The organism is Bifidobacterium sp. wkB338 (assembly GCF_003688325.1).
In the GTDB taxonomy this organism is placed as follows: Bacteria; Actinomycetota; Actinomycetes; order Actinomycetales; family Bifidobacteriaceae; genus Bombiscardovia; species Bombiscardovia polysaccharolytica.
This window is the reverse complement of sequence record NZ_NPOR01000020.1, coordinates 1-18247: the sequence shown is the minus strand read 5'-3', so window position 1 is coordinate 18247 and position 18247 is coordinate 1. Positions and strand designations below refer to the sequence as shown.

At 56.1% G+C, this 18247-nt stretch carries 13 protein-coding genes; 11 read left to right on the top strand and 2 right to left on the bottom strand.

Annotated elements, in window-relative coordinates; genetic code table 11:
* Positions 1-2: 2 nt before the first annotated feature.
* Together CI603_RS04560 and CI603_RS04555 are read right to left on the bottom strand one after the other, a co-directional pair.
* Complete coding sequence (locus tag CI603_RS04560; protein WP_395947968.1) at positions 3-518, bottom strand: FHA domain-containing protein; 516 nt, start codon at positions 516-518, stop codon at positions 3-5.
* A gap of 36 nt (positions 519-554) precedes the next feature.
* On the bottom strand, positions 555-1259 hold the full coding sequence (locus CI603_RS04555) for a DUF3662 and FHA domain-containing protein (RefSeq protein WP_015021121.1): 705 nt from the start codon (positions 1257-1259) through the stop codon (positions 555-557).
* A gap of 230 nt (positions 1260-1489) precedes the next feature.
* Between CI603_RS04555 and CI603_RS04550 the strand changes: the two genes are divergently transcribed.
* The 11 genes from CI603_RS04550 (at position 1490) to CI603_RS04500 (ending at position 18246) form a co-directional block, all read left to right on the top strand.
* Positions 1490-3904, top strand: coding sequence for a prolyl oligopeptidase family serine peptidase (locus CI603_RS04550; protein ID WP_121913219.1), 2415 nt, complete (start codon positions 1490-1492; stop codon positions 3902-3904).
* 266 nt (positions 3905-4170) lie between these two features.
* Positions 4171-4476: a hypothetical protein gene (locus tag CI603_RS09260; RefSeq protein WP_147438282.1), complete on the top strand. Its 306-nt coding sequence runs from the start codon at positions 4171-4173 to the stop codon at positions 4474-4476.
* A gap of 54 nt (positions 4477-4530) precedes the next feature.
* Positions 4531-5937 (top strand): chloride channel protein, encoded by a 1407-nt coding sequence (locus CI603_RS04545; RefSeq protein WP_121913218.1) that lies wholly within the window; start codon positions 4531-4533, stop codon positions 5935-5937.
* A gap of 333 nt (positions 5938-6270) precedes the next feature.
* Positions 6271-8868: a YhgE/Pip domain-containing protein gene (locus CI603_RS04535; protein WP_121913216.1), complete on the top strand. Its 2598-nt coding sequence runs from the start codon at positions 6271-6273 to the stop codon at positions 8866-8868.
* Complete coding sequence (locus CI603_RS04530; protein ID WP_121913215.1) at positions 8865-11198, top strand: YhgE/Pip domain-containing protein; 2334 nt, start codon at positions 8865-8867, stop codon at positions 11196-11198. Before CI603_RS04535 ends, CI603_RS04530 begins: the two co-directional genes overlap by 4 nt.
* A 143-nt stretch (positions 11199-11341) precedes the next feature.
* On the top strand, positions 11342-12454 hold the full coding sequence (locus CI603_RS04525) for an alpha/beta fold hydrolase (protein WP_121913214.1): 1113 nt from the start codon (positions 11342-11344) through the stop codon (positions 12452-12454).
* Positions 12455-12516: 62 nt separating this feature from the next.
* Positions 12517-13188, top strand: coding sequence for a YesL family protein (locus CI603_RS04520; RefSeq protein ID WP_121913213.1), 672 nt, complete (start codon positions 12517-12519; stop codon positions 13186-13188).
* A gap of 286 nt (positions 13189-13474) precedes the next feature.
* Complete coding sequence (locus CI603_RS04515) at positions 13475-15091, top strand: extracellular solute-binding protein (protein WP_121913212.1); 1617 nt, start codon at positions 13475-13477, stop codon at positions 15089-15091.
* A 185-nt stretch (positions 15092-15276) separates the two neighbouring features.
* The gene (locus CI603_RS04510; protein ID WP_232350660.1) at positions 15277-16167 is read left to right on the top strand and encodes a sugar ABC transporter permease; all 891 of its coding nucleotides are present in this window, start codon (positions 15277-15279) and stop codon (positions 16165-16167) included.
* A gap of 45 nt (positions 16168-16212) precedes the next feature.
* Positions 16213-17163 (top strand): carbohydrate ABC transporter permease, encoded by a 951-nt coding sequence (locus CI603_RS04505; protein WP_121913231.1) that lies wholly within the window; start codon positions 16213-16215, stop codon positions 17161-17163.
* Between the two features lie 45 nt (positions 17164-17208).
* Positions 17209-18246, top strand: coding sequence for a LacI family DNA-binding transcriptional regulator (locus CI603_RS04500; protein ID WP_121913210.1), 1038 nt, complete (start codon positions 17209-17211; stop codon positions 18244-18246).
* Position 18247 lies beyond the last annotated feature (1 nt).

Here is an 18247-nt window from a genome sequence, read left to right as displayed (position 1 = left end):
GGCTACCTCAACTCGAAGGTGGTGGCTCCGATGCGTACAGGAACCTCCGCCGGTAAGATTGTCGGCGCTGTGATTTTCTGCCCCGAGACGACGGTGCCATTGGTGGACCCAAGATCCTCGATGGCCCATCGGCCCGATGCAGGATCCTGGTAAACCCGTGCATGATGGCCGGAGACGAACTCGTCGTCCAGCACCAAGGTGTTCGAGGAGGAGCGGCCCAGGGTGATGGGACGTCCGGACAGCGGCGTGGAGGAGCCGGCCAGAGGTCCGTCGATGACCACCAGCAGGGAGGGCTCGTTGTTTGCATGCTCTGTCTTGCTGACTGGGGCGATAGGCACGGATCTGGCGGCCGCCGGCAGCTTGCGCTGGGCTGCGCGTTCACTGCGTCGGCGGGTATGAGAAGTCTTGGGGCTGAAGGTCTCGATATCTTTGCGGAGTGAACGGACGGCCAGCCAGACGAATACCCATAGCAGAGCCAGGAATCCGTATTTGAGGATGGCGAATGTCAGTTCAGTCAGCATAATGATTCGACCTTACTTCAAGGTCTGGGCGACTTACGAATCCTGTTCCTGCGACGATGCCCAGTAGAGGATGCGGGTACGGCCGATGGTGATGGTATTGCCGTCCAGCAGGGTGGCCGCGGGAACCTGATGTCCCTCTACATAGGTGCCGTTGGTGGACCCCAGATCGCGGGCTACCACGCCCTTGTCGGTGATCTCGATCTGGAGATGTCGGCGGGAGATGCCTGCATCGTCGATGACGATGTCGCAGGAGGATCCACGGCCGATGGTGGTGATGGGGGCGGTCAGCAGGTACTGGCGGCCGTTGATCTCCAGCACCGGGCAGTCCTTGGACTCTTCGGGAGTGGTAACGGGCGCCGCGTTGCCCTGAACCGACTCGGCAGACAGGTGGAAGTCACCCTTGTTCAGGTTGAGGTCCTCTTCGAATATGACCACAACCGGGCCGACGAAGGCATAATGCTGGCTTTCGGCGTACTTGGTCAGGTTATCTGCAAGCTCGTTGGCCAGAGCCTCCGAACCCCACTGCTCGATGCGGTCGAAGTCCGGGGTGGATAGTCTGAATCGATACTCGTTGGGCGCCACAGTGCGGTCGCGACCAACGGGCATGGCCTGTGAGTCTATCTCACGCTCGAGGGCGCTCGACAGGTCGACGGGCTGCAGGTCCTTGGAGCCGAACTTCGAGAAGACACCGTTAACGGCGCCTTCCACGCTCTTCTCGAAACGATCGAGAACGCTCATAGTCATCCCTTTCCATATAACCCTTTCATAGTACGTGACCTTGCCGGAAGGGGGTAATGAGCGGTCGGATGCTTGCAATTTCTCCAATGAACGGGTTCGAACGACCCGCGACCGTCAGGATGACAAATCGGGGTTGAGGCTGATCGAATTCCCCTTTGGCGCTTGGGCGCTTATCATCGTGGCAGACGCATGGTCATGGGGATCATGTCAGAGATATTCGAGGAGCGAGCATGGCCGAAGAGGTGGATCGGGCGATGGAGGCATATCCGCGGGCCAAGGCCCGGACCCTGCGGTTTACGTTGGGTGCGCCGCGGTCGGCCCTGGCGGTGGGGGATGGTTCACGGGCCGTCTTCCTGCGCTCCGACGGGCCTGAGGACCTGGTGACCGGGCTCTGGCTGTCCGTCTTTGACCAGGAAGGCCGCCACCATGAGGTGCTCTTGGCCGACCCCAGGGCCCTGCTGGAGGATGCGGACCAGGAACAGGTGCCAGCCGCTGAGCTGGCCCGCAGGGAGCGCTCGCGAGAAGGCGGCGAGGGCATTGTTGATTACAGCGTGGATGCTGCCGGGGATCGGGTGGTCTTTGCCCTGGGCGGTCGGCTCTGGCTTTCGCTGATAGCCCCTGATGGTCTCACCGCCTCCACACGGGCTCTGAGCTTGGAAGACAGTGATTCGGCTGTGCTTAATCCCGCCATCAGCCCGGACGGCACCATGGTGGCCTATACGACTGGCGACCGTCTAATGGTGGTCACCATCGGGCAGGGTGCCGAGCAGGACCATGAACGGGCTGTCCTGGCCCTGCGCCCCGGCACTGATGATCGGATGCAGCTGGGGCTGGCCGAGTTCGTGGCCGGCGAGGAGATGGATCGCTACCAGGGGTTCTGGTGGTCGCCGGATTCCCGGGCTCTGCTGGTCGAGCACACTGATTCCTCCGATGAGCCGATCTGGTACATCAGCGATCCGGCCAATCCCCAGGTCGGGCCGCGCGCCAGGCGGTATCCCCAGGCTCTGACTACCAACGCCCGCGTTGGGCTGAGCCTGGTCCTCCTGGGCCAGGATGACGCCGACCCCTGGGTGGGCGAGGTGGACTGGGACCATCAGGCCTTCGAATACTTGGCCGTGGTCCGCTGGCAGGAGGGGCATCGGCCCCTGCTGCTGGTTCAGAACCGCCGACAGACCGAGGACAGGATCCTGGATGTGCAGGTGCCGGATGCCCGTCAGGATTTGGACCCGGGGCGGAATATGACCCTGCTTGATCCCGAGGCGGCACCCAAGGTGTCCACCATGGTGCTGCAGGAGCATAGCAACGACCAGTGGATCGACCTGGTGCCCGGGCTGCCGGCCTACCGGCCCCAGGGCGGGCTGGTGGATGCCTTCATCGACACAGAAGCCGACACCACGCGGCTGCGCCTTGACGGAAAGGTCTTCTCCCCAGCGGGTTGCCAGATTCGGCAGGTGCTGTCTGTGGAGGACCACGATGTGCTGGCGGTGGTCTCCACTGACCCCCGCAGTTTCGATCTGATGCGCCTGAGCTATGACGGCTCCATCCATGTGCTCAACCGTCTGCCTGGAGTGTGGACTGCCTCGCGAGCTGGCCATGGCATCGTGGTCAGCGGCCGGACCATGGCTTCGGCGCAGGGACAGGTGCGCCACTGCTATCTGGGGGCTGACGGGGATTTGGACCGCCTGGGCGCTGAAGGGCTGGGCCTGGTGGGCGAAGCTCGCCCCGACAGCAGCGCTAGGCAGACTGGCGAACCTGTACGGCCGGAGCATCAGGATCGTCCTGATCGTCGGGCTGTGGATACAGGTCATATCAATAGCCAGGGGGCTATGAGCGCTGTCCTGGCCGACACCAGCAGCGATCCCGGGTTCACTCCCAACGTGGACTTCGTGCGCATGGGGCAGCACGAGCTGTTCGCAGCCATCGTCAGGCCCTCTGAATCCAGCCCCTACGCCAGCGCCGACAGCCTGCCCGTTCTGCTCAAGCCCTACGGCGGGCCAGGTGCCCAGCAGGTGGTCTTTAACCAGTCCTACTACTGGGAGTCCCAGTGGTGGGCCGATCAGGGCTTCCTGGTCCTGACCGCCGACGGCCGAGGCACGCCTGGTCGTGGTCCTGCCTGGGATCGGGCCATCTTCGAGGACATGGCCCAGGTGACCCTGGATGACCAGCTTGAGGCTCTGGAGGCCCTGCCGGACTTCGCCCCTGAGGCCGACTTGGGGCATGTGGCCATGATCGGCTGGTCCTATGGAGGCTTCCTGTCGGCCCTATCGGTTCTGCGGGCTCCCGACCGGATCCATGCGGCCTGCGCGGGTGCCCCGCCCACAGACTGGACTCTTTATGACACCCACTACACCGAGCGCTATCTAGGTCTGGACCCGGCCGTCTACCGCCGCAACGGGATCATTGATGACGCCCCCTCGCTGCGTCGCCCGCTGATGCTGATCCACGGGTTCGCGGACGACAATGTCTCCGTGGCCAACACCCTGAGGCTCTCCAACGCTCTGATGGCGGCTGGACGCCCCCATACGGTTCTGCCGCTGACTGGCATCACCCACATGACCAACGACCCCACAGTCTCCAGCAACCTGTTGACCCTCCAGCGGGACTTCCTTTACCGGGCCCTAGGGGTGCAGCCAGTCCAGGCTTGATCCGGGCTGACATTCAACGGAAACCAACCAGATGGATATTGATGACTTCTGCTGCTAGTCGCGTAAGGCTAGTGCGAAGATCATGCTGGGTGTCGGCATAAGGACCAGGGGAATGAAGGAGGCCCTGGAGGAGCTGGAGTATCTCAACGGGTAAGATAGGTACAGCCCTGGTTTATCGCTAGGTAGACAATGGGATTGCAGAGCCTATGGGCGTATCCATATGGTGTATCAGCTATGAGATGGATGGCCCTTGGCAGGTGTGCCGTATGAGTCCAGAAGAATATGCGTCAGCAGCGGACTGGACAGCCCAAACTATGAAACTGGCCGAACCTGGTCTCGAACTCGTGATCCGCGGCTCATCCAGTGCCTGCGTGCCTACCTTTGGTAAGTGGGAGAGTACGGTTCTGACCAAGGCCTATGAAAATGTGGACTCCGTCTTCTGTCATGCCTACTGCTATGAGCGTGGCGTTGCCAGCCAGCAGGAGGCGGATCTAAAAGTCCATCAGAGCCTAGGTGCCAAACCTTGGCCGAAAGCCTCTCCACTCCTGGCTTATCGCCCATGGGTTCCATAACTCTAGCGGCCCTACAGCCCCTGGGTCCGGGTATCCGCTAGATTAAGCACTGTGATGAGTGAGCAGGATACAGAGGAGCATGCAGACCGACAAGGCCTGGGGCAGGTCGGCAGCCCGGGTGCGGCTCCAGTACGGCTGACAGGATCAGTCAGACGACTGCTGGGTCTGGCCATCTCAGTTCTGGTGCTGGGCCTGGGAGTAGGGCTGTCCTCAGGTCTGCTCTCCCTCTTTTTTGCGGGATCAGAAAAGCTCATGTTGGGCTTTGTGGAAGGCCCCCATCAGGCCGGGGCCTTCCAGACCCCTGCCTTGCGCCGGTTCATATCGGTCAGTCTGGCCGGTCTGGTCACCGCCATCCTCTGGTGGCTGCTGCGCAACCGTACCCGTCCGGTTCCCTCTGTCAAAAGGGCTGTGAGGGGAGCCGATATGCCTGCCTGGCAGACTGCGACCCATGTGCTCTTACAGATTTTTCTCGTAGCTTCGGGCGGCTCTATCGGTCGTGAGGTGGCCCCCCGGGAGGCCGGGGCCATGCTAGCCACTTACTGGACACGCCTTCTGGGCCGCCTAGGCCTGCGGAAGGCAGACCGGACCATGCTGGTTGCAGCTGCCGCCGGCGCCGGGTTTGCCGGTATCTACATTGCCCCCCTGACCGGCGCCTTCTTCGGTATCGAGGTCCTCCTAGGCCAGGTCAGCATCACGGTGGTCATGGTCAACTTGGGTATGTCCGCCCTGGCTACCCTAGTAGGAGGGGTCATTAAGGGCTTCGGCCCCTATTATGCCCTCCCTAACCAGGCTTTTTCTCCCTGGATGATGGGCCTCTGCCTGCTCATAGGTCCCCTGATGGGGCTAGTGGGAACCGGCTTCCGCAGGCTGACCAGCTGGGCCGAACAGCACCAGAGCACGGGTAATCCTATTCTCTTCCAGCTGCCCGTCGCCTGTATCCTCACCGGCCTGGTTGCCATCTGGATGCCACAGGTCATGGGCAATGGTCGTTCCATGGCCCAAACCGCCATGAACCAGACTTTGCAGGGCATAACGGACGCTCATGCCTTGGTCATGGCCCTGGGGACCCTCTGCCTCTTCGCCTTGGTCAAGGCCGTATTCACCGTGGCCACCATCCGTTCTGGTGCCTCTGGCGGCACCCTGACTCCCTCGATAGCCATCGGGGCCAGTCTCGGGGCCGGGGTGGGCCTGGTGGGTGCCTGGTTTCTACCGGCAGTGCCGGTCTGGCAGTGTGCCCTGATCGGGGCTACTGCCCTCCTGGCAGCCTCTCAGCAGGCCCCCCTGATGGCCTTGGCCATGCTGATGGAGGTCAGTCACCTTCCCATTACCGCCATCATGCCCCTGGGCTTTGCTGTAGCTCTCTCCATTTTGGTTTCACAGGTGCTGTTGAGCCTGAGCCAGAAAGCCGGACATGAGCTAGCGGCCGCACCATGCAACCATACGGTCGGGGGAACAGGCTGACAGGCCATAGGTACCAGGAGTAGGGGATGTTCTTGTCTAAGCTAGGGGGAGGAGCCCTCCCGATGATGCAGGTGCGGGTCGGTTCCTCTGGGAGGGGGCAACTTCACGACCAGCTGACTGGATTCGCTGGTAAGAGAAGATGGCTATACTCAGGCGAGGCATTGGCGGGCAGCTATTTTTGGTCTGTCTCTAGGCAGTCCCAGCTTCAGTCACTGTCGTAGACATACGATAATCGATACTGTAAGGAAGTAAAGGTCCTGTCACTGGTAGGGCCAAATAAGGTAGGGCCTCATCTGTCAGGGTCATACAGGTACCCAGGAGGTGGAGTAGGTCGTGAAAGTTGTCTTACAGATCTTTTCACGGGATCTCCTGCGCCTACTGCGCAACCCAGTGGCCTTAGTGGTCACTATTGGGGTAGCTGTTCTGCCCTCACTCTATGCCTGGTTCAATGTCATTGCTCTCTGGGACCCCTATGCCAACACAGGCAATATTCCCGTGGCTATAGTCAACCTAGACCGGGGGGCTGATTCTCATCTCACCGGTAGGATCAATGCTGGCAGGGAGGTCACTGACGAGTTGCGCAAGAACACCAGCTTAGGCTGGAAATTCATAGATGATCAGCAAGTGGCCATTGATCAGGTTCATGCAGGTGAATCGTACGCAGCTATCATTATTCCCCAGCACTTTAGTCAGGACCTGATCGGGGTTATCAACGGGTCTCATACCAAACCAAAACTGAATTACTACGTCAACGAGAAGAAAAATGCCCTGGTACCTAAGGTCACTGATACTGGAGCTTCTACGATTGATGAGCAGATCAATTCCACCTTTATATCCACGGTCAGTGACACCTTAGCAAATAAGGTGCTGACCAAATATCATGATGCCAAAGGTTCAGCTGATCAAACCCGGCAGTCTGTAGTGGATGACCTGGGTAAGACCATGGATGATGTCCAAGAGATATCAGATTCCCTGGGACGAATTCAGAACACAGTAGGCCAGGCTAAGCAAACGGTGGCTGAGTCCCAAAAGACCCTGGACTCCCTCAATAAGCAGATCAGTTCGGTTCAGAAGGCCCTGTCTGAGACAGATGCCAATTTGGGCACTGTGCGTACAGGATCCCTAGAATTTTCTACTGCCCTCAATCAGGCCCTGTCAGATGGGTCCATGAAGTTGGCGGGTACAGCCAGTGATGTAAGTCAGGCTGCTGGAACCTTGCAGGATGGCTTTAATACGACCCAGGATAAGGTAGATCAGGTTACCTCCAGCCTGGGCCAGATTGTAGACGACAGCGGGAAGGCTATTGACCGCCTGCAAAACGGCTTAAATCAGTCTGGTCTTCAGCCGGGAGACCCCTCGTATGACAGTATTCAGGAACAGCTCAATAAGCTGAAATCCGCGCATGACAACCAAAAAAAGGCCTTGGACGGTTTTACTAAGAATTCGACGCAAATCCTACAAGCAGGCAAGCAGGCAACGAAGGATCTCAGTGGTGCTATTACCGGTTCTGCCCAGGCTGGACTAGGCAGGCTAAACCAGACCAGTAGCGCTCTGACTGGCACACTCATGCCCAACCTGATCACCGGCATAGATGGTCTTTCCACGATGACAGGTACCTTGCAGGGGACCCTCAATGGTCTGACGACCACAGTCTCCCAGTCCAAGAGCCTCCTCGACCAACTTGACAGCACCCTGGACCGGGCTGACTCTACACTTGCCACCACAAGTACCTCCCTGGATGGGGTACACACTGATTTGGACAAAGTGCGTACAGATGTGGCTGCCTTGGGTAGCTCCTCCTCCTGGCATAAGTTGGAAGAGACCCTGAACCTGGACTCCGACTCGTTTGGCAGGACTCTGGCATCGCCGGTTGCGCTCACCACACACACGCTCTATCCCATTCGTAATTATGGCTCTTCCCTTTCCCCCTTCTACACCAATTTGGCTCTGTGGGTAGGGGGTTTCATCCTCATCGCTATCTACAAGCTCGAAGTGGACAAGGAGGGGCTGCGTAAATTTAACGCCACCCAGGCCTACCTAGGACGCTGGCTACTCCTGGTCTTCATCGGTTTCTTCCAGGCGGTAATCGCCACAGGCGGTGACTTGATACTGGGCATTCAGTGCGAACACCCTGCCCTCTTCATGTTGACCGGCGTATTCGCTTCCTTTATCTACATCAATATCATTTATGCCTTAGCTGCCACCTTCCGTCATATTGGTAAGGCACTGGCAGTTGTTATGGTTATCTTGCAGATACCAGGCTCAGCCGGTATGTATCCCATAGAAATGATGCCTAGCTTTTTCAGAAATTTGAGCCCCTGGCTCCCATTCACACACAGTATTGATGCCATGAGGGAGACCATCGGAGGCATGTATGGTTCCCGCTACTGGCTGGATATGCTCACGCTCTTCTGGTACCTGCCTGTAGCGCTCTTTATTGGTTTAGTTGTTCGCAGATATATGCTCAGTCTGAATGCCCTCTTCGACCGGAGGCTGGGTGCTACCGATTTGATGTTGACGGAGAAGAACCAGTCGGCCGGTCGGCCGGTCGGCCTAAGCAGCTTGGTCAAGGCATTCCTGGGTACAGGGGGTGAAGGCGACTTCGAGAATGAGTACAAGCTCCTTATTCGACGGCGGGCACATCGTTTCCTGGCAATTTATCCCCGTCTGATCCGCACCGGGTTGGCCCTGGCCCTGCTCCCCCTCCTCTTCCTCATCCTTCTCTTTAGTGTCGAGGCAAAAATTGTTATGCTCACCCTCTGCATCGTCTCTATTGTGCTGATTGACGCATACCTCATCATTGTGGAATACGTCTGTGACAGGTACGTGAGCTTACTGGGAATGACTCAGGTACCAGGTGGGGGACTACGCTCCCTCCTGCGGCCTGGTGGGGCTCAGTTCGAGACTGCTGATAGCGCTGATCACTCATGAAAAACATATGGAAGATCTTCCGCCGGGACGTGCTCGATGCCACCAATAATGTCATCGCTGTCATCGTGCTGATTGGCCTGATCATCGTGCCAGCCCTTTACGCCTGGTTTAACATCGCTGCCAGCTGGGATCCCTACAGTAATGCCAAGTCAATCAAGGTGGCTGTGGTCAATATGGACACCGGATACAAGTCAGATCTGATCCCGGTCAAGATCAATGTGGGGGAAACAGTAGCCAATACCCTCAAGGCCAACGATCAGCTGGATTGGAACTTTGTGAATCGGGAGTCAGCGCTCGATGGGGTTCGGTCAGGGCAGTATTATGCCGCTATCGTTATCCCCAAGGATTTCAGCGCAGACATGATGACCCTCTTTTCGTCCGATATTAAGCATGCCCAGCTGGGGTATTACCTGAATCAAAAGAAGAATGCTATCGCCCCCACCGTAACCGAGAAGGGGGCGGATACGGTGGCAAGCACTATTGACACCACCTTTGTAAAAACTGTCGGTCAGGTAGGTATTGATCTGGCTAGTCAGGTTTTCGCATACTCGCAGAGTCCACAGGCCCAGCAGTATCTCGATACAGCTACAAGTCACCTCAACGAGATGGCCAGTCGCCTGGATACGGCCTCAGCCCAAGTAGTCGCCTACGGTGGGCTTTTAGACTCTTCAGCCCAGTTAGTGGACTCGACAGGTAAGATTATTGGTCAGTCCGGATCATCCATCACGCAGGCCCGCAAGGCCTTGGGGCAGGGTGTCAAGGGAACGAAGAGTGTTGGTAAGGCCCTGTCAGGGGCTGCTGATTCAGTGAATACTGCTCTAGACCAAACTGGCTCAGCCTATGACGCTATAGCCAAACAGGTTGACGACGCTTTTAGGAATGTTGGTCTTCAATCAGATGCGGTGGCTAATCAGTTGCAAACCTTGAGCGACCAGGTCTCGAACACTACTGCCGGCTATGACAAGGTCATTCAGAACCTACAGGCTGTCAGAGAATCTGTGGAGTCTAACAATGCTCTGACTCCTGATGCTAAGCAGAAGCTCTTGTCTTCGCTGGACAATGCCATCGCCAACGTGCGTTCAGCGCAAGATGCGCAAAAGGACCTGTCTGACAGACTGGGTGCCGCTTCCCAAAGTGTCAAGGATAATAGTGGTTCCCTCCAGTCCAGTCACCAGGACCTGCAGAAAAGTATCGTTCAGGCCAGGAAGTCAGTGGATAAGGTGTCCAAGGATTATCAGGATACTCTGCGGCCCCAATTGCAGGCTTTGGCTGATTCAGTGGATACCGTTGTCAGCCAAACAGGCGGACTGCTTGACGACTTAGATGACAATAACCAGGGTATCAGCTCCCTGTCCAGTTCAGTTTCTTCAGACCTCAAAGGGGCTCAGGATCATCTGCATCATGTCGCAGACAAACTCAGCCAGGCTTCAGGTAAATTGACGGCTCTGAGCGGTCACCTGGCAGATACGATGCAGAGCGATAAGGGCCAGGAGGCAACGGATGCGCGCAAGCTGCTCAGCGGGGATGCGGAGACCCTGGCCTCCCTACTTACCTCGCCGGTGGCCGTCCAGCGCAAGGCCGTCTTTCCTATTGCCAACTATGGCTCGTCTATGGCCCCCTTCTATTCCACCCTTTCCATCTGGGTGGGGGCCACCATCCTGGCTGCCATGATGACGGTGAGTATCTCCGACAGGAAGAAGGCCCGCGTCCTGGGCCTGGACTCTTTGAAGGCATCCTGGCTGCGGGCTGACGCGCTGGATGAAGAAGGCAAACAACCCTGGGGACCTTTTCGACCTGAATCACCTGGTAATGCCCGACGGTTCGGAATGAAACTCTACCAAGAGTATTTCGGACGGTTCCTGGTCTTCGCCGTCATGGCCATCCTGCAGGGGTGCATGGTCTGCCTGGGTGACCTCTTCTATCTGAAGATCCAGTGTGAACACCCCCTCCTCTTCCTCCTGGTAGGTATCCTGGCTGCCTTTGTCTTTATGAACTTGATTTACACCCTGGTGGTCTCCTTCGGCGACGTGGGGAAGGCCCTGGCCGTGATCCTGCTGGTGATGCAGGTGGCCGGTTCAGGTGGCACGGTCCCCAGGGAGGTCCTGCCAGACTTCTTCCAGGCGGTCTACCCCTTCCTGCCTTTCGTTCACGCGATAGCCGCCATGCAGTCGGCCATTGCCGGCGTCTACGGGATGGAATTCTGGCGCGAGATTGGTGCCATCTGCCTCTTCCTGGTTCCCTCTCTCCTGCTGGGTCTGGTTCTGCGCAACCCTGTTATCCGCTTGAACAGTTGGTTTATGAGGAATATGGAAAGCACGAAGCTCATGTAGCTTGTGAGTGAGTGGAAACACCCCCAAGTCCCCTAGGGTTTGAGTTCTCTAACCCCGTTTTAAGGCTTCTGCGGATAAGTAACAAGTGAGGCAAAAGCCGTGTAAAGCTGATCGGGGAAGCCTGACTCCTATAGGCTAGGACTATGAGCGTGGATTTAATTGATGAGCACGTCTACGAGCAGACCATGAAGAATAAGGTCCTGCCCAGCCTGGCCAGGTGCAGCCATGAGGGTTGGATGGACTCCTGCAAGCCCGGGGATAAGGAGAGTTTTCGTTCAGACATACCCAATGAGGACACGGGTGATCCCCACAAGCGGCTACATTACGTCTGCTATTCTGCTTCGGAATTCCAGGATGCCACCCCAACCCATGTGATGGCCCGCTACCGGGGAGCCATCGTCATCTCCCACGGATTTAGCGAATTTGGCAGGAAGTATGAGGAGCTCACCTGGTACTTCCTTATGGCCGGGTACTCAGTCTGCATCCTCGACCACTGGGGACATGGTCTGTCAGGGCGCGGGGTTGATGACCCCAACCTGGTCTGGGTGGACAACTGGGAGCGCTACGTGGCTGACTTGGCTGGCTTTTGCACCCAGGTGGCCCAGACCTATGCCGGTGAGCACCCGGTCTACCTTTATGCCCACTCCATGGGGGCGGCCATCGGGGCGAGAATGCTGGAGCGTTTCCCTGACATCATTGGCAAGGCTGTGCTCTCCTCACCGATGATTGAGCCAAAGACTGGGCATATGCCCCTGGCGGCACTGGCAGCAGCGGACGCAGCCTGTGCAGTAGGCATGGGTGAGAAGCCAGTTCCGGGCTTCCACCCTTTTGACGCCAACTTGGACATGTCCAAATATAAGCATGGCAGTCTGGCCAGGGTTGAATGGGCCCACCAATTGCGGGTAGGGCAGACCTGGTACCAGACCAGCCAGGTGACCTACCAGTGGATCAAGGAAGCGCTTCAGATGTGCCGTGAGCTCATGCGACCGGACCAGTGTGCTCAGGTGGAGGCTCCCATTCTCCTATTCCAGGCTGAGCCTGACAGGTTCGTCCTACCCAAGGCCCAGGAGAAGTTTGCCGCCCAGGTGCGTGACGGTGGCTGTGAGGTCGAGTTGGTCAAGGTGCCTAACAGCATGCATGAGTTATATGAGATGCCCAACGTGGTCCTGGGTCCCTATCTGGACCGGATTTTTAGCTTCTTCGAACAACCTTACGCCCTGCTCAATGATGAGGCCTCCGGGGAGGCGGGCGATTAGTAGGGCCTGGACGACATGGCCCACGTCTAGAGTGGGGACAAACCAAGAATCTGGGAGTGACGATGCATCGTTTTGCAGTGGGCTATGAGTTCGTATGCAGGATCATCATGATGGTTGCGGTGGTTCATCTTGCCTTCCTGACCCATATGCTGCTCGGCCTGGTCCTTGCAGGATTCTTCCCCTCCATTGCTGCCTCCTGCTCGGTCTACAGAACCTGGATCCTGGACCTCCATGACCGCTCTTGGACGGTCAAGCAGACCTGGAAGGCCTTCCACCAGGCCTGGAAGGAGGAATTGGGTCCGGCCAATATCTTCGGCTGGCCACAGTTTCTGGTCTGGGTTCTCCTAATCTGGGAGTACTGGCTGACCATGAGCAACGATATGGGTACGACTGGCCTGGTGGTATCCGGCCTGCTCCTGGTCCTCAACATTGTGTATGGTCTCTTCGTCTGCTTAAGCTGGGTCGTCCGCTCCAATTTTGCTCAGGGTCCTATCTGGGTTGTGAAGACCTCCCTATCCATGGTGATTGCACGCCCCCTCTGCAGCCTCATGCTGGTCCTCCTCCTGCTTATTACCGTCTGGGCCTACTACACCTGGCCCGGTCTCATGGTTGCCTTCGGGCTGGCTGTCCCCATCTTCGCCGATATGATGGCGGTCTATTCCTGGGGCCGGATTCCTGGTATGGATGTCCACGTCCTTGAGCCCAGGGAGTCCAAGAGGCGCAAACAGGGTTAACCCCTGCCTGGTCTGGTGACCTTGGTGGTAGCGAGTAATGATTTTCTGATTCCCGCCCACCATAGGGTCCAGGAGGGGGATACTGCTTGTGCGTTAACTAATTTTATTTTTTCACACACCTGATAAATTCCTAATATCTCAGTATTTTATATCTCTTGTTAACTAGTTACTGCTGAAAGTTGACATAAACTAGTTAACTCTTTTACTATGACCTCGCCAGGAGAAGGATGGGTTGCACAGTCGCCTGATCATCGCTCTTCTGGCATCACCAGTAAAGGAGAGTGTGATGGCACAAAGAGGTGTATGGAAGAGGGTTGTGACTGCCGCTGCCCTATTTGGCATGGTGGTTCCACTGGCTGCCTGTGGTTCTGACAAAGCTGAAAACAGTACCGAGGCTGATGGTAAACCGGTCATAAAAATGATGATCACGCGCTATTCTACCGATACCCCTATGACCAAAATGAAATGGGCTAAGGATGTAGAGGCAGCCTGTGACTGTCATATTCAGTGGGAGGATCTCGCGGATTCTGCTTGGAGTCAGCAGAAGAGCGCCAAATTAGCTTCTGGGGATATAGCGGATGCCTCGATTTTTGCCTTTGACCCAGGGGATGCAGTCAAGTATGACTACTTTGATGATCTGAACGCCAATATGGACAAGATGCCCAATGTACAACGGTTCTTCAAGGACAATACCGTCGCTGAAAAGATGGTGAAAGACAAGGAGGGGCACGTATACGTACTCCCTACAGACCGTGGTAAGAGCTACCGCGTCTCAACGAGCCATTTAATGATTAACAAGAAGTGGCTCGATAAGCTCGGTCTTCAGATGCCTAAAACCTGGGACGAACTGACACAGGTACTTACCGCCTTTAAGACCCAGGATCCCAACGGGAATGGAAAACCTGACGAAATACCCTTCAATATGCGCCGTCTGGACACCGATGGTTTCAAGCTCTGGAACCCCTTTGTCCTGCTCAACTCCACGGGCATTACCACGAGCTTTGCCGGCACCTCGCCTTCCCTACAGGGCTACTATGTCAAGAATGGCAAGGTTGACAGTTTCTTAACGCAACCTGAGTACAAGAAAGTTATTACCTATCTGCACTCACTGATGGAGCAGGGTCTGGTGCCCAAGGATGCCATGACCCGTGACGATGCAGCCACCACGGCGGCCACCACCGGAGACGGGAAGACTGCCCGCTCCGGACTGATCGTCGGCTGGGCAAAGACAGATTTTGAAAAGCTCAAGGATGAATATGTCCCCATGCCGGTGCCTAAGGATAGCGCCGATAGGCCTGACTCTGAAGTTACCTGGGATTACACCCAGGACCTAACCGAATTAAGCAATCACGGTATCGCCGTTTCCAAGAATGCAAAGAACAAGGAGGCTGTCTACAAGGCCATCAACGCCCTCTATAGCCCTAAAATTTCAGTCGCCCAGTACTACGGTGACATTCCTGACTTTGTTGAGGAAAAGGGAGACAAGGTCTACAGGATGAAGGACGGCTGCTATGACGGCAAGATAAAGTGTGCTGCCGTTGCTGACCGGTTTGCAGGATGGATTCCCGACAGTATCAGCGTCGAAAATGACCAAACTGCTGAGGCGCTCCAGGAGGCCGATAAGGCCTATAAGGATACCCTGGCCAACGTCGACCCAGTCAAGGATGTCATGCCTGCCTACGTCCGTATTGACAGTGAGGAGGATCAAACCGCCTTGGGTAACAACAACACCGCTATTCTCAGCTACGCACTGGCACAAACCGCTAAGTGGATCCAAAAGGGCGGGGTCGATGAGGGCTGGGACTCCTATATCAAAAAGCTTGAAGACCCCAGTCTGGGCCTGAAGCAGAACATCCAAATTTGGCAGAAGTATTACGACCAGTACACCAGTGAAGCCAACTAGGAGAGTTCACTGATCGATTGGGGCCACGAGGCGTTTGCCTCTGGCCCCGGACGGAGGGCAGCCCTCGAGGGTCTGAGATCTGGCCTAGTTGGGATCCTTCCCCGTCGCCATTGAATACATCTTGAGTGAATGGAGTGCTCATGAAAGCGAAGCAGGTGGTGGTTCACGAGAATACACCACACGGGATGCGAGGGATCGTGTGGTCCTTCAAACGGTATTGGCAATTGTGGCTGTTGGCCCTTCCCGCGATCTTCTTCGTCGTCCTGTTTGCCTACGTTCCCATGTGGGGAATCCAGCTGGCCTTTAGGAAGTTTGAGCCCAGTAAGGGTATTACGGGCGGCAAGTGGATGGGGCTGTCCTACTTTAAGCAGTTCTTTGCCTCCCCCATGTTTGGCAACATTATGAGGAACACCATAAGCATCAGCCTGTGGACCCTGGTTATGGGCTTTATAGCCCCTATTATCCTGGCCCTCCTGATCAATCAGATAGCCAGCACCAAGATCAAGGGCCTTGTGCAGACCATCACCTATATGCCTCATTTCATATCCACCGTGGTAATTGTGGCCATGCTCAATATTTTCCTGACGCCAGAAACTGGCCTCCTGGGAAAGTTTCTGGGCGATACCAGCCTTTTGGGAGAGCCACAATGGTTCACCCCCATCTACTGGATTAGCGAGGTCTGGCAGCATTGCGGTTGGAATTGTATTATTTACCTGGCCGCGCTCAGCTCAGTGGATGTTGCCCTTTATGAGGCAGCTAAAATCGACGGCGCCGGCAGGATGCAGCTGATTCGCTACGTTGATATTCCCACCATTTTGCCTACCTGTGGAGTCCTGCTGATCATGAACATGGGGTCAGTTCTCTCTGTCGGTTTCGAAAAGGTCTTCCTCATGCAGAACGCGCTCAATTCCTCGGCCTCAGAGGTCATCTCAACCTATACCTACAAGATAGGTATTTTGGGCAGTCAATTTTCCTACTCCACGGCCATCGGACTCTTTAACACCCTTGTCAACTTCTTCTTCCTGATCCTGGCGAATTACATCTCGAAGAGGGTCTCTGACACCAGTATCTTCTAAGGAAGTCACATGGTACAAAAAGCATCAACACCAGTGCAAGCCCCTATGAACCCTCGTGATGCTAACTTGCTCGCTGCCCGCAACAGTGGGGAGCAGGTTCCCTTCAATAAGAAGGTCCACCAGCAGAGGAGTTTTTCAGATTGGATGGTTGATATCGCTATCTGGGTCGTCCTGATCCTGGTGGTTTTGGCCGTCCTCTACCCCCTCTGGTTTGTTGTCATCGCCTCAGTGTCTGACCCCAAGCTGGTGGCCAGCGGGCAGCTGAGCCTACTCCCCAAAGGGCCGACTTTGAAGGGTTATGAAACTATTTTTCATGATGCCCGCATCTGGCATGGCTACGCCAATACCATCCTCTACTCGGTGGGCGGCACCCTGCTGAATATGGTGGTTACCATCCCTGTGGCCTTTGCTCTCTCTAGGAGGGAGTTTAAGGCCCGTCGCCTGATCATGTTCCTCTTTACCTTTACCATGTTCTTCGGTGGGGGACTGATCCCCAGTTACCTGCTCTATAAGCAGCTGGGCATCCTCAACACGGCCTGGGTCTTTATCCTGCCGGGGGCTGTCAGCGTCTACAATGTCATCATCACGCGATCCTTCTTCGATACCTCCATCCCTGAGGAGCTGCATGATGCTGCACAGATTGACGGCATGAGCTACATCGGATACTTCATACGTATTGTGGTTCCGCTGAGTTCGGCCATTATCGCAGTCATCGCCCTCTACTACTTCGTAGGGCACTGGAATGACTACTTTACCGGTCTGATCTACATTACGGATATGAAGAAGTGGCCCCTGCAAAATGTACTCCAACAGATCCTGCTTGCCAATCAGACCCAGTCGAATATTGCCTCCGTTGGCGCCCAACAGGCACAGGAGGCTGCCGAGCAAATCAAATATGGCATCATTATTGTGTCGACACTGCCTCTGTTGGTCCTCTATCCCTTCTTGCAGAAATACTTCAATAAGGGAGTCATGATAGGGGCCATCAAGGGCTAAAATCCACCCATAAGAATCGAAGAAAGGGGGAAGATCGTGGTCACGATGCAGGAAATCGGGGACAGCCTCGGTGTTTCCAAAGCAGCTGTATCGTTAGTGCTCAATGGTAAGGACCAGGGCCGAATCCGCCGGGAAACGGCTCAGGCCATCCGGCAGACTGCCCAGGTCATGGGGTACTCCCCCAAGAAAACCAGTTATTCCAGTGAGAAAAAGACGCGGATTCTGGGATTCATCAGTGATCACATTGCCACTTCCCCCTATGCGGGCAGGCTAATTTTTGGTGCCCAGGAGGCTGCGCGACAGCTGGGTTACATCATCGTCGCGGTCAATACGGATGGGGATGACCAGCTGCAGGCCTCTGAAATTTCAGCCCTGAAAAGCTACGGAGTAGATGGTTTCCTCTATGCCTGTGTCTATAACCAGGTGATCCACTTGCCACAGAGTCTGAACGGGGAGCGGGTGGTGATTGTGGACGCCACTGATACCAGCGGCCATGTTCCCTCTATCATTCCTGATGAGCGACATATAGGCAGAACCGCCACCCGTCACCTGATCGATGTTGGGTGCAAACGTATTGCCTTTATTGGTTCATTTGGCCCCATGCAGGCTCAGCGCGGTCGACTGGCTGGTTACTGCAAGGAACTCACCGAGCACGGCATAGCAGTAGACGATAATCTGATCGTAAATGTAGAAATGGGCCAGGATGGGATGGAAAAGGTGGCCCGCTTGGTAGACCAATATCAGCCCGATGGCTTTTTCTGTTTCAACGATGCCCGAGCCTGGTACGTCTATAGCGCAGCCATGCGGCGCGGGCTCAATGTGGGCCAAGACATCTCAGTAGTTGGAGTGGATAATCACCAGGTTGTTGCTGAAATGATGGCCCCCTCGCTCACAACTATCGAATTGCCGCACTATGAGATGGGGTACTGGGCCACCCTGAAACTCATTTCACTGATTGAGCGGCGCCGGTTAGATGATCTCAAGCTCTTGCCCACTAATGCGCCCATTCCCTCGCTTGATCGCATTCACGCCCAGGTCAAGTGTGTGCTGATTGAGAAGGAATCAGTGGTGGGGCATTCATGAT